The sequence below is a fragment of the Sphingobium sp. TomTYG74 genome (genome assembly GCF_055393875.1).
Window position 1 is genome coordinate 19,736 of sequence record NZ_AP027342.1, and the last position, 18,032, is coordinate 37,767.

Below are 18,032 nucleotides of genomic sequence, written 5' to 3' on the forward strand. Positions count from 1 at the left end.
AGCCGGCCGTTTCGAGGGTATCAGCTTTCCATACACTCCGGGCCGGGGGCAGGCCCCAGCCATCCTGGCGCGAGATGGGGAGACGATATGGCCAGCTATTATAATGTTGTCGGCAGTTCGACGGTCACCGGCACGGCCGAGAAGGACCTGTTCTTTGCCTTCACCCGCCTGTCGAACCTGGATATCGTGCGGCCCGACGCTGTGCTGGCGCAGCTCGCGTGGAACACCGCGATCCTGACCGAGGCCGGAACGCAATATCAGATCGCCGCGTCCAATATCCAGATTTCCATGGATCTGCTGCTGGGCGGCACCGGCACCGATATCGTCTATGGGTCCAACCTGTCCGACGCAATATTCTATAATAATGGGACCATTTCGGGCGGCTTTGGCGGCTTCGACAATATCGAGCAGTTCTGGCTGGGCGATGGCGATGATGTCATCGACCTGACCAACCACGGCGTTGGCGGTATAGACTATGCGAAGGGCGTGCTGGTTCAGGGCGGCGCGGGCAACGACATCATCGTGGGCGGCGCGGGCAAGGACAACCTTCAGGGCGACGCAGGCGACGACATCATCTTCGGCTGGCGCGGGAGCGACACCATTTCGGGCGGGCTGGGCAACGACCGGCTTTATGGCGACGATCTGGGGTTCAACAATATCTCGGGCGACGACATCATCGATGGCGGTGCTGGCAATGACCTGATCTGGGGTGGCCGGGGCAGCGACAAGCTGAACGGTGGGGATGACAATGACATCCTCTACGGTCAGGCGGGCGGCGACACGCTGTCGGGCGGCACTGGCGACGACATATTATATGGGGATGACGCGGACACATCCAGCAACGACACGTTGAACGGCGATTCCGGCAATGACCAGCTTTATGGCGGCGCGGGCAATGACGAGCTGTCTGGCGGCACGGGCGACGATCTGCTCGATGGCGAGGCTGGCGACGATTATATGCACGGCGGGGCAGGCAACGACCGCATCCTGGCGGGAGCGGGCAACGACCTGATCGACGGCAGCGTGGACATCGACACGCTGGTTTTTTCGGGGAACCGGGCGGATTATATTTTCACGCTTCAACCCGACGGCAGCTATATTGCCGGGGACCTGCGGCCGGGATCGCCCGAGGGGACGAAGACGATCCGCAACGTTGAATTTTTCGAGTTCGCCGATGTGACGATCCCGTCGACCGGCCTTAACGCACCGCCGATGATCACATCCAATGGCGGTGGCATAAGTGCCGCGCTGTCCATCGATGAAAACAGCACGGCGGTGACCATCGTCGCGGCGACAGACACGGACAGCGGCCAGACCATAGGCTTTTCGATTGCGGGCGGCGCCGACGCGGCTCTGTTCGCTATCGATGCCGTGACGGGAGAACTACGCTTTCTGGCCGCGCCCAACTTTGAAAACCCGGCGGATGCGGATGGCGACAATGTCTATCAGCTGATCGTCGCCGCCAATGATGGCAATGGCGGCGTGGACACCCAAAGCCTGTCCGTCACCGTGCGCGACGTGGCGGACGGGGCCGCGCCGGTCATTACCTCCAACGGAGGAGGCGCTGCCGCCGCGATCACGATCAATGAGAATGCGACCGCCGTCAGCACGGTCATGGCAACGGACGCCGACGGTCCTTCGATCAGCTATTCGATCGCCGGTGGAGCCGACGCCGCGCTGTTCACCATCGATGCGGCGACCGGCGCCTTGAGCTTCAAGACGGGGCCGGACTATGAAGCGGCGGCGGATGCCGATCACAACAATGTCTATGACGTGATTGTGCAGGCCAGCGATGGCGCGAACGCCGATCGGCAGACGCTGGCGGTCACGGTCGCCAACCTCAATGACAATGCCCCGGTCCTTACATCCTACGCCGGAGCGGCATCGGCGGCGCTGTCGGTGGCGGAAAACAGTCTGCTGGCGGCGACGGTGCAGGCGAGCGATGCCGATGGTACGGCGCTGGGCTACAGCATCAGCGGTGGAGCGGACGCCGCGCTGTTTACGATCGATGCGGTGACCGGCGCGCTCAGTTTCAAGGCGGCGCCGGATTACGAAGCGCCCGGCGATGCCAATGGCGATCGCACTTACAATGTCGTCGTCACGGCCAGTGATGGCACCAATAATGTGGCGCAAACGCTGGCGATCACCATCACCAACGTCAATGACAATGCGCCGGTCATCACCTCCAACGGGGGCGGAGCCAGCGCGGCCATCAGCATGGCGGAAAACCAGACCGCCGTAACGACCGTGACGGCCGCCGATGCCGACGGGACGGCCCCCAGCTTTGCGATCGCTGGCGGGGCCGATGCGGCGCTGTTCACGATCGACGCGGTGACGGGCGCGGTGTCCTTCCTGACCCCGGTGGATTATGAAAACCGCCTGGATGCCGATAGCGACGGCGTGTACCAGCTGATCGTGCGGGCGACCGATGGCAGCAATGTCGATGACCAATTGCTGTCCATCAGCATCACCGACATATCGGAAGTCGGCAAGACCATCATCGGATCATCGGGCAGCAACAGCATCAATCCGACCACGGCCGTGCTGGGTTACCAGACGACGGCACTCAACGACACAATCTATGGCATGGCGGGGAACGACATCATCGATGGCGGCGCAGGCGCGGACTATATGGATGGCGGCACGGGCAACGACACCTTCTATGTCGATACCTATTCCGACGACGGCTTTGCCGGGAATGACGATCAGGTGATCGAACTGGCGTCGGGCGGCACCGACCTTGTCTATGCATCGGTCAGTTACCGGATGGCGGCGGAGGTCGAAAAGCTGACCCTGACCGGGCTTGCCCCGATCAACGGCATCGGCAACGACCTTGCCAACATCATCGTCGGGAACGAGGCCGCCAACCAGATTTTCGGCGGGCTGGGGCAGGACAATCTGTCCGGCAATGGCGGCAATGACCTGCTGGACGGCGGTGACGACAACGACCTGCTGTTCGGCGGCGACGGGAACGACACGCTGATCGGCGGGCTGGGCAATGACAGCCTGGACGGCGGAGCAGGCGCGGACAACATGACCGGCGGCCTGGGCGATGACGTCTATGTGGTGGACAGCTGGTCCGATGACGGCAATGCCGCCAATGATGACATTGTCATAGAAGCCGTGGGCGGCGGCACCGATCAGGTCAACGCCTCTGTCAGCTATCGGATGGCGGCGGAAGTCGAAAAGCTGGTGCTGACCGGCGCTGGCAATATCGACGGCATTGGCAACGATCTGGCCAACACCATGACCGGCAACAGCGGCGCCAACAGCCTGTGGGGCGGGTTGGGCAATGACGCGCTGATGGGTAATGGCGGCAACGACAGATTGTTTGGCGAAGACGGCGGCGACCTTCTGGATGGTGGAGCGGGCGACGACTTTCTGGATGGCGGGGCGTCGACGGACACGTTGAAGGGCGGAGCGGGCGCCGACATCCTGATCGGCGGCGCAGGCAAGGATACGCTGACGGGCGGAACGGAAGCGGATAGCTTCGTCTTCGCAGGGCTTGCGTCATCGCTGAACAGTTCCAGCTATGACCGCATCACCGACTTCCGTATCGGTGAGGGGGATCGCATCGACTTCGATTTCCTGAACGGAAGCCTGCCCGCCGCCGATTATGCCGAGGCGGCGATCGCGACCAACAATTTCGCCGACGCGCTGAACGCTGCCAAGGCGACGGCGGGCGTCAACCATGTGACCTTCATCGCGGGGACGACCGACGGCTGGATTTTCTACGACGGCAATGGCGACGGCACATTCGAACAGAGCGTGATACTGGTCGGGGTCAACACGCTGGCGGGCGTGGATGTGAGTAGCTTTATCTAGGGGCGCGAGACGCGCGTTTAGGTCGGCGCCGACGCGGCTGAGTTCCTCGATCAGGAGGATTCCGTTGGCTGGCCGCAGGACCGCCTGGGAGCCATAATGACCGATCCATGTTGAGGTCGAAGAACGGGTCTTTGGCGCGGTGTTCACGCACATTCGCGAACGAACCATGGCGTTCATGGAACGGCGCCTGATGAAACAGTTGACGAACGTCAACGGGTGGGCCAGCATCACGTCGATTCGCGCCGGGTCGCCACCAACACTTTGCCTGAACTTTGGAAGAAGCGTTCGCTGGAGAAGTGATGGGCCTACCATCTCCTGGCGGTGGTCGGACAATTTTTAGGGACGATCGTTCGTCCGGTCGCAAAGGCGGTAAATGCATGACTGAAGTTGTGGGCATGGGTGGTCAGGGCATCGCGCTGCAGCGACGCAGACGCGGGATGCTTTTGCGGGCCATGTTCGCGCAAAATGTCGGGACGGGTTGTGCGTTCGGTGGTCTGGGCGTCAGCGTCCTTGCATTGCAGGATCGGTACGATGCGTCATTGGCCATGGCCACGATGGCTCTATCCCTTGCCGTCCTGTCGCTCACCGCCTTTGGTCCGCTGATAGCCGTGGCGATTGGTCGATGGGGCCTTCGCCGGGTCATGTCGACAGGCGTCTTTATATCCATGGTCGGATATACGGCGCTGGCCTATGCGCCGACCATGCCGATCGCGCTGGCTGTATGCGGCCTTCTGATCGGTCCCGGCGCTGCCCTGTTTTCTGCCCTGCCGCCTGCGGTCCTGGCGAGTGGCTGGTATCCCGAAGCGCGGGGTAAGGTGATGGGCATTGCCTTTCTGCCCCTATTCGTCACCGTCCTGCCCGTCATTGGGGTGAGCATCATCCAAAATTATGGATTGAAGAGCCTCTTCCTGTTGCTCGCCGGCCTCCATCTGCTGTTGCTGCCGCTGACCTTGACGGTGATCGATCCGCCGGTCGAAGCGTCGGACGAATCCGGCTGGGCCGAGGGGGTGACATCGGGTCCGACGCAGATCGCCATTTTAAGCGGCGCGCTGTTCTGGTTGATCGCAGTCGGTGACGGCATCCTGAATGGCACGGCCATCACGGGTGGCGCGCATCTTTTGCCCATCGTCGAAGGATATCATCAATCGTTGCAGACGGGAGCAGTGCTGCTCGCCGCTTCAGGTGTGGCCAGCATCGTCGGATCGCTGGTGGCGGGCTTTGCGTGCGATCGGGTCGGTTCGGCCAGGACTCTCGGCCTCGTCGGTCTGGGCTTCGCTGCTGCCTGGGCAGTCATGGGCATGTCGGGAGGGATGGTCGCATTGAATGTCGCGGCGTTCCTGATCGGTTTTTGCGGCGCCTCCGTCTTCCCTCCGATCAGCGCGCTGGTTGTTCAGGTATACGGGCTTGACGCCTTGCCAAAGGTTCTGGGTCTGCTGGGCGTCATGACGCTGCCATTCTCTTTCTTCATGTCGCCTGCCGCAGGATGGCTGCGTGACTTTGCGGGCAGTTATGAACCGGTATTTGTCGGCGTGTTTGCACTCTGCGCTTTTGCCGCTGCCATATTCTTCGGGATGAGCAGATATCATGCGCGCAATAGGGAGGTGCATCTGGACATTCCCGACGCCGGGCTGCCGCCTGCGAAAGCAGCCTGAAAAAAGGCGTTCCGCAAGGGCGGATAAATTCACTCGCCATTTGGTTGAACATCGTCAACTATTGATAATGTTTAGCGAGCGTCGGGGCCGCTGAATCGGCTCGGGCGACATGCCTGCGTTCCCATATGCTGAGGATGCATAGGGGAAACAGGCGTGGAAATGCTGGTGAGAAAGGTTTCCGTCGATGGCCCACAAGAAGTTCCACCTTGGCTATTTCACGAAGTTCGGCGCGACGTCCTGGCCGGGCGATGGCAAGGAACTCGGCTCGCAATGGGCGGATGGTTCCTATCATAAGGAACTGGCCAAGATGCTGGAGGCGGCGAAGTTCGACTTCATCTTCTTCGAAGATACGGTGATCGTTGGCGATCGCTACGGTGGTTCGATGGAGCTGGACCTCAAGAATGCGACACTGTCGCCCAAGCTCGATCCGTTGCCGCTGTTGCCGGTGATGGCGCAGGAAACGTCGCATATCGGCCTGATCGCGACGGCTTCGACCACCTTCTACCCGCCCTATCTGCTTGCCCGGCTGCTTTCGACGATCGATTCCCTGACGAAGGGGCGCGCGGGATGGAACATGGTGACGTCGAGCGAGAAGAATGCGGCGCTGAACTTTGGCATGGAGAAGCTGCTGCCGCCCAGCGAGCGCTATGACATTGCCGACGAGTTTGTCGAACTGTGCAAGAAGCTGTGGGATAGCTGGGAAGAAGGGGCATTGGTCGCGAACACCGAGACGGGTGTCTATGTCGATCACACCAAGGTCCACACCGTCAATTTCGAGGGGCAGCATTTCCGTTCGCGCGGGCCGCTGAACACGCTGCGATCGCCGCAGGGCTATCCCGTTCTGGCGCAAGCGGGTGCATCCGAGCGGGGCCGTGATTTCTCATCGAAGAATGCCGAAGTCGTGCTGGGCATGATGACCGGCGGGGTGAAGGGCATGAAGGCCTATCGTGAGGACATCCGCAACCGCGCCGAAAAACAGGGCCGCGACCCTGATAGCATAAAGGTGTTCTTCCTGACGCCGGTCAACATCCTGCCCGATGGCGGAGAGCCGCCCGAATTGACCGAGGCCGAAAAGCAGGCGGCGTTCGAGCATAATATCGTCATGGCATCATCTTCGCTCGACATCGACTTTTCGCTCTACGACGTGGATGCGCCCGTGCCGCAGGACATTGTCGCTGGCGGCCACACCAGCGCGCTTGAGCATATGAAGAAGGCCGGGCGGGAAGAGGGCAAATCCCTTCGCGACCTGTTTTCCTCAGGAAAAGGGGGCAGCGGCTCCCGATTCAGGGGCACGGCGCAAGAGGTCGCGGATCAGTTGATGGCGGTCATGGACGAAGTGGGTGGCGACGGCATATTGATCGAAGGGTCCGGCTATAATCGCCAGCTGCCCGATCTGGTCAATGGGGTCATCCCTGCGCTTCAGAAGGCGGGCGCGGTGCGCACTGAGTATGAGGGCACCACGCTGCGCGAAATCCTGCGCGAATTTTGAGGTCTGGTTGTCGGCATTGGTGGCGGATGGTTGCTTGGCGACCGTCCGCGCTCACCCGGTTCGAGCGTTTCTGTCGCGGAAAAATTGAATGCCCAGTTGCAGGCTTTCCGCGATCCGGTCGGCCTTTTCCTGAAAGGCCGCTGCAACGTCTGGCGCGAGGATGTCACCGCTGGTCTGTCGCCACAGGGCAAGCCAGCGGCCGAAATTATCGGCGGTCATGTGCGGTTCGTGCCGGACATGCGCAACCATCGGCTGGCCCTTGTACCGGCCGGTCCCCAGCATGACCGATGACCAGAATGCCTTCAGCTTTTCCAGATGAAGCGGCCAGTCGTCGATCGCCTGATTGAATATCGGGCCAAGGATCGGGTCCGCGCGCACCCGATCGTAAAAGGCGGGGACCAGCCGGTCGATATCCTCTTCGCTTATCTCGCTCATCAGTTATGCTGCCCTCTCAATCGCAGGAAATGAGGGCATTGCGCAGTTCATAGCCTGTCACCAGCGGATTCCACGCCAGTGTTGGCGCACGGTCGAGCTTCAGGCCGGGCACCTGCAACAGGCGTTCCAGGAAGAGGCAGCTTTCCTGAAGCGCGACCTGCGCGCCCGGACAGCGATGTTCGCCATCGCCGAAGGAGAGGCCCGCATTGCCATATTTGGCGCTGACTTCCCGGCCCGGCACAAATTCGCAGGGCCGCTCGCCAAAGGCAGTTGTGTCGGTGTTCGCGGCGCGTACGTCGATGGCGACAGCAGCACCGGGAGGGGCGCCCGCTGCCTCTGCCTCGTCGGCGGGCATGCGGCGGTAGAGATAGCCGACGACCGGCTCCAGCCGCAGCAATTCCTCCAGCAGGGCGATCTTCCCCTTTTCATCCGCGACGAGGAAGGCGGCCTTCACATCTTCACGCTCCAGCATATGCCAGGCGGCCATCACGATGAACTCGCGTGTTGTCGCCATTCCAGCGGCGCCATAGACCAGGCATTCGGTCAATATCTCCCGGCCATTATAGCCTTCGTCGATAAGGTGGGAGATGACATCGTCCCGCCGCTGCTTCCGTCGTGCGCGGATCGCTGGGGCGACGTCATGATAATAGAAGGACAGCACCCGATATTGGGATTGCACGAATTTGACCAATGAGGCCAACTTGCCCGGATGCGGGCGGAAATCGCCGGTAAAGAACACGTCGAGCCGCCGTGCCAGCCCCTTGGGATCGCTGTTTGTCAGGCCGACGATATGGCTGGCGACCGCGACGGCCAGCTCAAGGCTGAGTTGGTCGAGGAAGGCTGTTTTGTCCTTCGCGAACCGGGACACCAGCATGTCGCTGAGTTCGATCATCAACTCGCGATAATGGGTGGTGACGATGCGGGGCGTGAAGAAACGGGCGGTAGCGCTGCGCTGAACGCGATGCGTTTCGCCTTCGAGGAACAGGATGGGCTGGCGCGTCGCACTGCCGATCCTGCCGACCTGTTCGGCCAGGAAACCGGCCTGCCGTACATTCTGATTGCGGAGGATCGCGCGCGCTTCGGCGAAATCGCGGGTGCGCATATCGGGATCGACGGTGCCACCGGCGTGGGCGGCGGCGGCTGACTTGCGGTCATCGCCCTCGCGATGAAAAGGACAGGCGGCGGAAAGGCGAGCGTCCATCAGCGTCGACCCTCATATGATGCACGACGAGCGCCTAACTTAGGTGCCCCCCGGTGCCGGTCAAGGCCCCACCTGTCCTGATCAATCATGTGGTGAGGGGAGGCGCCTTGCCGCGCAGCAGCCCGGCTCCTCCCCCCACCCTTACGGTCAGTCGAACTTATAGTCTTCCAGCACGGGTTCTTGCAGCTCGTTCCACATGTCGACGAGGCGGAAAGGCCAGGGGCCGACGGGGCGGCCCTTGCTGTTCTGATAATAGCTCTTCGACTTGGGGTGGGTCCAGATCATGTGCTTCATCTGCTCATCGATCCGCTTGTTGTGGCGCAGGAAGGCTTCCTCCGTCACTTCGATCGTGCGGGCGCCGGTCGCGATCATGTGATCGAGGCATTCGATCAGATAATGGACCTGCGATTCGCTGACGATGTTGAGGCCGCCCGCGTGGTTCGGGCCGATATTGGGACCAGTCGACAGGAAATAGTTGGGATAGCCGGGGATGGTCGTGCCCATATAGGCGCGCTCTTCCTCGTCAGCCCAATCGACCGCCAGGTCATGACCGTCGCGGCCCTTGATCTCCAGATCCTGCACCAGCGACGATGCGTTGAACCCGGTCGCGCAGATGATGATGTCGAGTTCGTAGAACTTGCCGTCGTTCGTGCGGATGCCGTTCGGCAGGATTTCGGCGATCCCTGCCGTCTCCAGCGTGGTGTGCGGCTGGACGAGAGCATCGTACCAGCCCGCGTCCATCACGACGCGCTTGGAGAAGATCGGGAAGTCGGGCGTCAGCTTCTCGATGAGGTCGGGACGTCCCGCCAGCTTGTGATGCATGTGCGACAATGCATATTGGCGCATGCCTTCATTGAGCGCGGACACGGCGATGCCGTCTTCGGGGTAGGACGGGTCCTTCACCACATTGGGATAGAGGCCGTCGGCCGCGAACCAGAATACGCGGAAACGGAACCATTCCTTGTAATAGGGAATGTGCCGCAGCGCCCATTTCACCGGGTCTGGGACTTCCGCCTTCACTTCGGGATTGTTGATCATCCAGTGCTTGGTGCGCATGAAGACGACCAGCTCGTCCACTTCCTTGACGATCGTGGATACGATCTGCGCGGAGCTGGCGCCGGTGCCGATGACGGCGACCTTCTTGCCCTTCAGGTCGATATTTTCGTCATAATCGGCCGAATGGGTGATGATGCCCTTGAAGCTTTCGATGCCCTTGATGTCGGGCAGCTTCCAGCGGTCGGTGGTGCCGAACGCGTTGAACACGGCATTGGCCTTGATGACTTCGCGCTTGCCGGTGTTCAGGTCTTCGACAGTGACGTTCCACACGGCCTCATCCTGATCGAAGACCAGGCTGTGCACCATGGTCTTGAAACGGATGTTGCGGCGCACGTCATATTTGTCGGCCACGGCGCGGAAATATTCGCGCATGTCCGCGCCATGCGGGTGGTAGTGGTTCCATTCCGGGCTGATTTCGAAGGAATAGGAATAGAAGTGGCTGGGCGTATCCACGCCGACGCCCGGATAGCGGTTCTTCCACCAGGTGCCGCCGACTTCCTCATTCTTTTCGATGATCACATGATCGTAACCGGCACGTTCCAGCTCGATCCCGGCGAGAATGCCGGTCAGGCCCGCGCCGATGACCAGCACCTTGAAGCCCGGCGGCGGTGGCGTGCGCTGGGGATCGTCCTTGCGCATGGGGCTACGGTGGAATCCGCCCTGTTCCATGACCATGGGAACGAACTCGTCAGTGACCGGCTCGCCGACGCCGATGCTCATCATCTTTTGCATCAGTTCGATCGGCGGATCTTCCGACTTGGCCGCGCCCGGCGTCGTCAGCACATGGACCAGCTTTTCATGCAGGTCGTCGATGCAGTCCTGCGGGATCACATAGTCGGGGTTGGTGTAAGGGGGATGAATGTGGACCTGGAAGTTCTGAAGCATCGATTCATCATGCGTCAGATGCACATAGACCATCAGCAAGGTCTGGAGATTGGCTGCCTTCAGCGCTGCGCGCAGTTCGGGGCCATCAGCCAGCGGAAGGGGGCGGCTGCCACTATCAAGCATGTTAGGCAAAGTCTTCGTTCTCATATCCATATGTCTCTCCATGAGAGCTGGGGGTCTGTGGGGGATGCGGGGGCGATGTCGCCCTGCTATTATCTCGCCATCATCTCCACATTCTCGCTCAACCGTCCTTCAGGGTCGCTGGTGAACAGGACGCGCACGCCATGTTCGGGCATTTCGCGAACCGGGCCGACATGCTTGCCGCCGTGCGCGAGCACCCGTTCGGCAAGCGCGTCGAGGTCCGTGGTGATGAATCCAAGGATCACTTCCCGGTCGCGTGGAGCAGGCCTATCTAAAAAGTTGATCATCGTCAACGATTCTGCGCCCATGCTTTCACCTGGACCCATAATCACTTCACGCAGGCGCCCTAAGACCGCAGGATCGCCCGATTCCACGCGGTGAAGGCCGTTGAGTCCGTATACCGCGCCGTAGTAGGCGGCCATGGCTTCCTCATCCTCCACGATCAGCTTGGTGAAGCCGAATCGCGTGTCGCCTGTGCTGCTCAAAGTCCTTCTCCCGGGATGCCGGACTGCGCGCTTGCTGCTTCTGCGATGATGCGTTCGAGACCGGCTATGATGTGGGTGAAGCCGTAGGTAAGGGCGGCTTTCCGATCGACCTGCAACAGGTCGTGCTGAAGATCCTGCAACAACGCGGCCTCATAGGCCGTCAGAGCATGGAGATGGGCGGTGGTCCGCTTGTTGTTGTGTTCCGGAGGCGGCGGCTGGGACGTGATGAAGCCGAGTGCCGAGGTCGTGAACCACCGCACCGCAAAGGCAAGATCGGGGCCGGTCAGCCCCTGCGCCCTGATCAATTCCACCACGGGTATCCATGTGCGCAACCAGCCCGGCGATGCATGACCATCCCACAGGCTGAGCTTCATCGCGACGGGATAGCGCTGGAACAAATCCACCGTTGCCCACAACCACTGGCGCACTTCGTCCTGCCAGCAGCTGCCCTTCGCCGGATAATCGAACCGGCTATATATTTCGTCGGCGACGGCGATCAGCAGATCGTCGCGACTGGGGAAATAATTATATAGGGTCATTACCCCGGCATTGAGGCCTTTTGCCAATAATCCCATGGAGAATCTGTCGATCGACATCTCGTCGAGCAGGACGAGCGCCGCTTGGATGATCGTGCCGCGCGAGAGCCTAGGAGGCCGCCCTCTTCCTCGCACGGGAAGGCCCGGCTTAGGATCGGCGTCGAGCGTCATCCTGTCGCCGATTTTCGAACCGCCTGTCACCCTGACCTCTCCCGTTCTTATACCATGCAAGAAATAAGGGTTTAGGCGCGCCTGTCAATTTACGTAAGGTGTACGATATCACGCACGCCTGTTGACCCGCAAAGGGAACATCCTTGTTGATCGGCGGCGCGGCTGCGTCCAACTTCGCGATCAGCTTTTCCGCCAGATGGAAAAGCCACGGATCGGAACAGATTATTAAACGGAGACAAAGGCCATGCTGAGGTTCAGGGACAAGTCCGTCGTCATCACCGGCGGTTCCAGCGGTATCGGCCTCGCCGCAGCTCAGCGGATCATGGAGGAGGGCGGATCGGTGTTGATCACCGGATCGAACCGGGAAAGACTGGACAGCGTCGCGGCGCAGCTTCCCGGCGTGCACGTCCTGCAAAATGACGCGTCTCGTCCGGAAGCCGCCGAAGCTCTCGCGCAGGAAGCTGCGCGCCTGTTCGGCAAGATCGATGGCCTGTTCCTGAACGCAGGCGTCGGGGCAGGCGCGCCGCTGGGCCATATCAGCCCCGACCTTTACCGGAACCTCATGGACCTGAATGTCGGCGGGCCGATCTTCGGGACGCAGGCGATGGCGCCGTTGATCCGCGACGGCGGATCAATCCTGATCACGGCATCCGTCGCGAAGGACAAGGGGCTGCCCGCAAGCGCCCTTTATGGCGCCACCAAAGGGGCCGTCCGTTCGCTTGCAAGAGGCTTTGCCTATGAGCTGGCCCCGCGTCGCATCCGCGTGAACACATTGAGCCCCGGACCGATCGCGACCGACTTTTTCAACCGCCTTGGCCTGCCCGAAGAGCATCTTGCGGCGGTCGAACAGCAGATGGCCGGGAACAACCCACTGGGTCGCCTTGGAACAGCGCAGGAAGCGGCGGCCGTCGCCCTGTTCCTGCTGTCTGACGAGGCAAGCTATGTGACGGGGTCGGACTATTTCGTCGATGGCGGGGAAGCGCAGCTTTAGCATAGCTGGTCTGCCCGGGAGATCATGTCTAACAGCATGCAGATGCAGCATGTTAGTGACGACCAAGTGATCCGCGGGCAGACTTTGGCGCGCCAGGATGTCGAAGCGCTGATGGGCGCGTCGCGTTCGTTGGCCGAATGCGTGATGGAGGGTGCGGACTTGTCGCATCTGGATCTGTCCCAATGGTCGTTTCAACAATGCGACATGCGACGCGCCGATTTCACCGGCGCAAAACTTGATCGCAGCACCTGGCAGTCGTGCCGCGCCGCTTCGGCCAATTTCACGGGTTGCGATCTTGGCGAAGCGCGCTTTGCCAACAGCGACCTCAATGGTGCTTCGCTGAAGCGGAGCATGTTGGAAGCCGCGCATTTTTCCGGCTGCAAGCTTACGGGCGCCGACCTGTCGGATGTGCGGGCGCTCGACATACACTTCGAAGAAACGCTGTTGATCGGCGCGAAGCTGACCGGGCGTTCCTTTATGAACGCGAGGCTCGCACGGGTCGATTTTTCTCAGGCGGACCTGCGCAAATGCGATTTCCGCATGGCAACGTTCGAGGATTGCAGCCTGCGGGAGGCACTGCTGACCGGGGCACGGTTCGAAGGCGCGGACCTGCGTGGCGCCGACCTTGGCGGCGTAAGGCTGGAGGATGCATCCCGCTTTCGTGGCGCGACCATATCGCGGGAGCAGGCGGGGCAATTGCTCAGCGAATTGGGATTGAACGTGCGATGAGGGTTTCCGCCCTTCGCTCGCGCCGCTCAATTCGAACGGGCGTCGGGATCACGCACCCTTAATTGTCGCAATATTCCCAACGCCCGGCGTTGCAGGCCGCAACAGCTCGGCGCCATGACGCCATCTGGCGATCATAATCCGCGCGAGCGTTGGCATAGCCTTCGCCGCCGCCTTGAGCACGGCGATAGTCGCGCATGATCCGCGCATCGCGGTCGCGAACATAGGCGAGCTGCTGCTGGTTCATCTGCCGGATGATCGCCCGGTCACGCGCCCGCGCCGCAGAGCTGCGCATGGTGGGATCATGCGGATCGTCGGCGAGCGCAACTGCTGGAAGCAGCGCGGCACCGAGCGCGGCCACGCATGCGAATATGCTGATCTTCATGGACCCTTGCCCCTCTTTTATTCCCTTTCTTCTGCTATTCGCGATCCGCTTGAGCCAAAGCAACGGATTTGCGACGAACGGTAGGTCGCGGAGTTCAACTTACGCTTCGGTCATGTCGCATCGCCCTGGGGCAGTTCGGCGGGCGCGGCTGGCCAGTCTCCGTCCCGTAGCGGCGGCAATGCTTCGAACCAGGCGCTGTCCCGATTGAGCGTGAAGCGATCGCAGGAAAAGCGGATGTCTTCACGCGCTACCGCGCGCAGGATTTCATTGATGCCGCCGATGCCGCTGGCGCTGATGACGACATAGCTGACCTTGCCGTTTTCGCAGGTGACGAGGGCTTCGACGACCTTGCCGACTGTCTGTCCGTCGGATGCCGTGACCGGAACCCCCGCGATGCCGGTGGCCGTGAAGAGGGTCGGGTAGGGCGATCGGCGGCTGGATTGGGCGGCCGACTTGCCGCCATCCTCATAGGCGCGCTGGCGGCCGAGCCATCGCCACACGCCGACAAGGTTCACGAAGGTGAGAAAGCCGTTCGTCGCGACGAGGTTCGTCTGCCCGGACGACAGGCCGACGACCGACCATGCGATCGACCCGAGGGTGAAGACGACGAAACCCCAGCCGGTGACGCGCGCGCCCAGATTGGCGGCGGTCATCATCGCGGCGATCATGGTCGCTATGGGCGCGACCCAACCAGCAATATTTTCCAGAGCAGGCTCCTACATTCGAAGCATCGAACGACGCTTCAACGCGCGCCAGCCATGTTGGTGGCGGCGCGGAGCAGGGGCCTTGCAAAAATGGATGGCGAGGGTCGCGGCCTTTCTTAGCCCTGGGGCAGGATCGCGGCGATTCCGGCGCGCGCGATCTGGGCGTCCTGATCCGACTTGACCCCGGAAACACCCACGGCGCCGACATAGTCACCGTCGATGACGATCGGCACGGCGCCTTCGAGCATGGCGGGCATGCCGGGTGCGGACAGCATCGTAACGCGACCGTTCAGCACCAGATCTTCATAGACCTTCGTTTCCCGGCGGCCGAGCATGGATGTCGATGCCTTCGCCTCTGCCATCTTCACGGCACTGGCGGCGGCGCCATCCAGACGGATGAGGCCAAGCAGATGCGCGCCGTCATCGACGACGGCGATCGTCACGGCCCAGCCGTTCGCCAAAGCCTCTGCTTCGGCTGCGGCGAGGATCGCCTTTACATCGCTTGCTTCAAGGCAGTGCTTGGTCTTCATGCCGTTTGATCCGTTATTGATGCGCCGGGGGCGCTTGAGGAAAAGCGCGCCTTATCACGCGTGGCGCGTCTTGCCAGCGCTATAGAGGGGAAGGTGGTTCGGAGAGGCTTTGATCCGCCTCGACGGGGATGGTCAGCAATTCGGGCTTTTCCTTGCCGAACGACTGGACCGCGACGATCACATTGCCTGCCGCCGCGACGTCTGACAGGGGCATGTCGATGGCAATGGCGTCATCGCCGGAGACCTGCCACTTTACCGCGACGCTGCGCCCTTCAGGCAGTTGGACGGAAACATTCCTCACGCAGGTGGTCGTGGGGCCGGTCAGCAGCAGCTTGTCATTTTTCCCTGCTATGAGGCGCTGGTCGGCGGATGGCTGCAAGCTGCCCGTTTGCGGGAATTGGAGGACGAATTCCGGCCCGTCAAAGGCCTCGAAGCCCCAATGGCCGTGCAAGCGGCCCTTCATCGGGCCGCTCAAGTCATCAGGTTTGAAGGAAGGCGCGAATATGTAGCCGCCCCTGTCGGCCCGCGCGATGAGCGGTGCTTCGGCCGTGTGGCCGTCCTTGTTCGTCAACCGCAGGGCCATGTTGTGGGCATAGTCGGTGGCAAAGACGAGCGGCGCGCCATCGACGCCCAGGACGATGCCCGGCCGCGAACCGCAGATCGCAGCGTCGCTGCTCCGGCGCAGGGGAGGGGGAACATTCTTCTCGATAGCGGGCAATGCCGCCACCAGCACGGACTTGGGCTTGCGGAAGGACGGCGCGCTGTTCAGCAGCAGCGACATGGATTTGCCATTTTGAATGCCGAGCGCGGGCAGATAGTTGAATTCCGGATTGTTGAACGCGCCGAATATGCGGGCAAGATCGCGGACTACGCCGATATAGGGGCTGTAAAAGCCATAACCGCCTTCCCGTGTCGCGCTGAATTGCAGGGCGAGGTCGGTAGGAGCGCCGATGATGGTTTCGGTGAGCGAATTGCTGTGGATGTCGCCGAGCACAAGGCTGTCGCGATTTTCGACGAGGCAGGCGGCCTGGAACTCGACGATTTTTGCCAGGCAGTCGGGGTTCAGTTTGACGGCGAGGCTTGAGGACAGGATCGGGGCCACATTCCTCAGATATTCAGGGTGGCTGTTTTCCTGCGATCGGATGCCCAGGATGAAGGCGTTGAGTCTGGTCCGGTCCAGAGAAGCCTTGTTGATGTCCTGCGTCACGCGGACGAATTCGCCGGGTCGGCCACGGACTGCATCGGAAATGGTGCTGAGGTCGCCGCCTGTATCGGGCACCATGAATAATACCAGCTGACGCGCATGATCCGGCACGGTCAGCTTCAATATCCGTTTCCGGTCCTTGCGCTGCCATGTTTCCGCGCTGGAGATCCAGCTCTTAGGCGGCGGGTTGGTGACGCCGCGCAGGAATGCCGACACCAGGCGGTAGCGGACCGATTGGTCTTCGGGCAGATTGGCTTCGATCCTGACGACATCGCCGGTTGCCAGTGCGGGCACTTGCCCGATCGGCAGGGTTCGCCCAGCGCGGCTGACGGTCACCAGCAGTTCGGGGCCGGGGAGGTCGAAGGGCGCCGGGTCTGCCGCGGATGCGGCGACGGACGCCATGCAGGCGGTGAGGGCGAGGATGCAAAGGCGTGTCGAACTGATCCGGCGATAAGTCATGCATTCTCCCTGCGCGGGTAAATCCAGCCGTCAAGAGAGAAGGTGGCCCTTTTCGCTTTGCCGATCCGCTGGGAAGGCAGGATGTGCGGCGAAGGAAGGCATCGGCGCCGCGTTAAGTTCCTGGGTCGGCAAGCTTTGCGGCCTTTCCGCAACGTGATGGAAAAGGCTAAAGGGGGTTTTCGTTACATCATGACAGGAGTCAGCAGTGTTACCCGCCCGGACTTTCAGCGTGTCGATCAATCAGGAATGGCGGGCTCTTTACGAGAGGATTTGGCGTCCCGAATTTTTCCCCCAATGGGCCTCTGGCCTGGCGGAATCGGGTTTGCGCGAAGATGGGGACGGCTGGCTGGCCGATGGGCCAGAGGGGCCGATCCGTATCCGCTTCACCCCCCACAATGATCTGGGCGTGATGGATCATCAAGTGGATCTGGGGGGTGGCGATCAGGTCCATGTCCCCTTGCGTGTCGTGCAAAATGGAGAAGGCGCGGAAGTCATGCTGACGCTTTTCCGCCAGCCGGGCATGGATGATGAACGGTTCGCGGCCGACATCCGATGGGTCAATCGCGACCTCAAGGCATTGAAACGGCTGATCGAAGGCTGAGTGGCCTTCGGGAGATCATGCCTCCCGCCATTGTCCCTGATCGATGCCGTCCAGCGTCCAGTCCCCGATCCTCCACCGGACAAGGCGCAAGGTGGGGTGGCCGACGGCAGCCGTCATCCGGCGGACCTGCCGGTTACGTCCTTCGCGGATCGTGAGGCGGAGCCAGCAATCGGGCACGCTCTTGCGGAATCGCACCGGCGGATCGCGTGGCCAGAGGGCGGGCGGGTCGATGCGTTCCGCCAGCGCGGGCAGGGTAAGCCCGTCCTTCAGCTTGACCCCGCGTCGTAGCGCCTCCAGTTCCGCCTCGCCGGGATCGCCCTCCACCTGAACGAGATAGGTCTTGGGCGTCTTGAACCGAGGGTCGGCTATGCGCGCCTGCAACCGCCCATCATCGGTCAGCAGCAGCAGCCCTTCGCTGTCGAGGTCGAGCCGCCCGGCAGGGTAGACGCCCGGCCTGTCGATGAACGCCGCGAGCGTCGGCCGTGGGGGTCCGGTGCTCTCATCGGTAAACTGGCACAGCACGCCATAGGGTTTGTTGAAGAGGATGAGGGCCATT

General features: G+C 61.7%; 16 protein-coding genes. 6 read left to right on the plus strand and 10 right to left on the minus strand.

Annotated features, from left to right (window positions below; translation table 11 throughout):
• Positions 1-87: 87 nt before the first annotated feature.
• The 3 genes from ACZ5TB_RS13205 to ACZ5TB_RS13215 all read left to right on the plus strand — a co-directional run bounded on the left by ACZ5TB_RS13205 (position 88) and on the right by ACZ5TB_RS13215 (position 6,966).
• On the plus strand, positions 88-3,825 hold the full coding sequence (locus ACZ5TB_RS13205; protein WP_464792934.1) for a beta strand repeat-containing protein: 3,738 nt from the start codon (positions 88-90) through the stop codon (positions 3,823-3,825).
• Positions 3,826-4,202: 377 nt separating this feature from the next.
• On the plus strand, positions 4,203-5,477 hold the full coding sequence (locus ACZ5TB_RS13210) for an MFS transporter (protein ID WP_464792935.1): 1,275 nt from the start codon (positions 4,203-4,205) through the stop codon (positions 5,475-5,477).
• A gap of 184 nt (positions 5,478-5,661) precedes the next feature.
• Positions 5,662-6,966 (plus strand): NtaA/DmoA family FMN-dependent monooxygenase, encoded by a 1,305-nt coding sequence (locus tag ACZ5TB_RS13215; RefSeq protein ID WP_464792936.1) that lies wholly within the window; start codon positions 5,662-5,664, stop codon positions 6,964-6,966.
• 51 nt (positions 6,967-7,017) lie between these two features.
• Here the strand turns inward: ACZ5TB_RS13215 and ACZ5TB_RS13220 are convergent, their stop codons facing one another.
• From ACZ5TB_RS13220 to ACZ5TB_RS13240, 5 genes are all read right to left on the minus strand, one after another.
• A complete protein-coding gene (locus ACZ5TB_RS13220) occupies positions 7,018-7,401 on the minus strand; it encodes a group III truncated hemoglobin (protein ID WP_464792937.1) in 384 nt (127 codons plus the stop codon).
• A gap of 16 nt (positions 7,402-7,417) precedes the next feature.
• Positions 7,418-8,602: a cytochrome P450 gene (locus tag ACZ5TB_RS13225; RefSeq protein WP_464792938.1), complete on the minus strand. Its 1,185-nt coding sequence runs from the start codon at positions 8,600-8,602 to the stop codon at positions 7,418-7,420.
• A 147-nt stretch (positions 8,603-8,749) separates the two neighbouring features.
• Positions 8,750-10,696 carry a flavin-containing monooxygenase gene (locus ACZ5TB_RS13230; protein ID WP_464792939.1) on the minus strand — a complete coding sequence of 649 codons (1,947 nt, stop codon included), beginning with the start codon at positions 10,694-10,696 and terminating at the stop codon, positions 8,750-8,752.
• 59 nt (positions 10,697-10,755) lie between these two features.
• Positions 10,756-11,169 (minus strand): VOC family protein, encoded by a 414-nt coding sequence (locus tag ACZ5TB_RS13235; protein WP_464792940.1) that lies wholly within the window; start codon positions 11,167-11,169, stop codon positions 10,756-10,758.
• Entirely contained in the window at positions 11,166-11,906 is a 741-nt protein-coding gene (locus ACZ5TB_RS13240) for a TetR/AcrR family transcriptional regulator (RefSeq protein WP_464792941.1), read from the minus strand. Before ACZ5TB_RS13240 ends, ACZ5TB_RS13235 begins: the two co-directional genes overlap by 4 nt.
• A 214-nt stretch (positions 11,907-12,120) precedes the next feature.
• Here ACZ5TB_RS13240 and ACZ5TB_RS13245 point away from each other — a divergent pair, with 214 nt between their 5' ends.
• On the plus strand, positions 12,121-12,867 hold the full coding sequence (locus ACZ5TB_RS13245; protein WP_464780757.1) for an SDR family NAD(P)-dependent oxidoreductase: 747 nt from the start codon (positions 12,121-12,123) through the stop codon (positions 12,865-12,867).
• Positions 12,868-12,891: 24 nt separating this feature from the next.
• Positions 12,892-13,596, plus strand: a complete 705-nt coding sequence (locus ACZ5TB_RS13250) for a pentapeptide repeat-containing protein (RefSeq protein ID WP_464792942.1) — start codon at positions 12,892-12,894, stop codon at positions 13,594-13,596.
• A 58-nt stretch (positions 13,597-13,654) separates the two neighbouring features.
• Here ACZ5TB_RS13250 and ACZ5TB_RS13255 read toward each other — a convergent pair whose 3' ends face one another.
• The 4 genes from ACZ5TB_RS13255 to ACZ5TB_RS13270 all read right to left on the minus strand — a co-directional run bounded on the left by ACZ5TB_RS13255 (position 13,655) and on the right by ACZ5TB_RS13270 (position 16,875).
• Positions 13,655-13,978: a hypothetical protein gene (locus tag ACZ5TB_RS13255; RefSeq protein WP_464792943.1), complete on the minus strand. Its 324-nt coding sequence runs from the start codon at positions 13,976-13,978 to the stop codon at positions 13,655-13,657.
• A gap of 110 nt (positions 13,979-14,088) precedes the next feature.
• A complete protein-coding gene (locus tag ACZ5TB_RS13260; RefSeq protein WP_464792944.1) occupies positions 14,089-14,646 on the minus strand; it encodes a PRC-barrel domain-containing protein in 558 nt (185 codons plus the stop codon).
• A 152-nt stretch (positions 14,647-14,798) separates the two neighbouring features.
• Positions 14,799-15,212 carry a GlcG/HbpS family heme-binding protein gene (locus tag ACZ5TB_RS13265; protein WP_464792945.1) on the minus strand — a complete coding sequence of 138 codons (414 nt, stop codon included), beginning with the start codon at positions 15,210-15,212 and terminating at the stop codon, positions 14,799-14,801.
• 79 nt (positions 15,213-15,291) lie between these two features.
• Positions 15,292-16,875, minus strand: a complete 1,584-nt coding sequence (locus ACZ5TB_RS13270) for a hypothetical protein (RefSeq protein WP_464792946.1) — start codon at positions 16,873-16,875, stop codon at positions 15,292-15,294.
• Between the two features lie 205 nt (positions 16,876-17,080).
• On the opposite strand from ACZ5TB_RS13270, the gene ACZ5TB_RS13275 reads away from it, so the two are divergent.
• Positions 17,081-17,476: a polyketide cyclase gene (locus ACZ5TB_RS13275; RefSeq protein WP_464792947.1), complete on the plus strand. Its 396-nt coding sequence runs from the start codon at positions 17,081-17,083 to the stop codon at positions 17,474-17,476.
• Between the two features lie 15 nt (positions 17,477-17,491).
• Here the strand turns inward: ACZ5TB_RS13275 and ACZ5TB_RS13280 are convergent, their stop codons facing one another.
• Complete coding sequence (locus ACZ5TB_RS13280) at positions 17,492-18,031, minus strand: pseudouridine synthase (RefSeq protein ID WP_464792948.1); 540 nt, start codon at positions 18,029-18,031, stop codon at positions 17,492-17,494.
• Position 18,032: the final 1 nt, after the last annotated feature.

Excerpts from the sequence above, each read along its gene's own strand:
- ACZ5TB_RS13205 (WP_464792934.1), top strand. The coding sequence starts at position 88 with ATGGCCAGCTATTATAATGTTGTCGGCAGTTCGACGGTCACCGGCACG.
- ACZ5TB_RS13210 (WP_464792935.1), top strand. The coding sequence starts at position 4,203 with ATGACTGAAGTTGTGGGCATGGGTGGTCAGGGCATCGCGCTGCAGCGA.
- ACZ5TB_RS13215 (WP_464792936.1), top strand. The coding sequence starts at position 5,662 with ATGGCCCACAAGAAGTTCCACCTTGGCTATTTCACGAAGTTCGGCGCG.
- ACZ5TB_RS13220 (WP_464792937.1), bottom strand. The coding sequence starts at position 7,401 with ATGAGCGAGATAAGCGAAGAGGATATCGACCGGCTGGTCCCCGCCTTT.
- ACZ5TB_RS13225 (WP_464792938.1), bottom strand. The coding sequence starts at position 8,602 with ATGGACGCTCGCCTTTCCGCCGCCTGTCCTTTTCATCGCGAGGGCGAT.
- ACZ5TB_RS13230 (WP_464792939.1), bottom strand. The coding sequence starts at position 10,696 with ATGGATATGAGAACGAAGACTTTGCCTAACATGCTTGATAGTGGCAGC.
- ACZ5TB_RS13245 (WP_464780757.1), top strand. The coding sequence starts at position 12,121 with ATGCTGAGGTTCAGGGACAAGTCCGTCGTCATCACCGGCGGTTCCAGC.
- ACZ5TB_RS13250 (WP_464792942.1), top strand. The coding sequence starts at position 12,892 with ATGTCTAACAGCATGCAGATGCAGCATGTTAGTGACGACCAAGTGATC.
- ACZ5TB_RS13255 (WP_464792943.1), bottom strand. The coding sequence starts at position 13,978 with ATGAAGATCAGCATATTCGCATGCGTGGCCGCGCTCGGTGCCGCGCTG.
- ACZ5TB_RS13260 (WP_464792944.1), bottom strand. The coding sequence starts at position 14,646 with ATGATCGCCGCGATGATGACCGCCGCCAATCTGGGCGCGCGCGTCACC.
- ACZ5TB_RS13265 (WP_464792945.1), bottom strand. The coding sequence starts at position 15,212 with ATGAAGACCAAGCACTGCCTTGAAGCAAGCGATGTAAAGGCGATCCTC.
- ACZ5TB_RS13270 (WP_464792946.1), bottom strand. The coding sequence starts at position 16,875 with ATGACTTATCGCCGGATCAGTTCGACACGCCTTTGCATCCTCGCCCTC.
- ACZ5TB_RS13280 (WP_464792948.1), bottom strand. The coding sequence starts at position 18,031 with ATGGCCCTCATCCTCTTCAACAAACCCTATGGCGTGCTGTGCCAGTTT.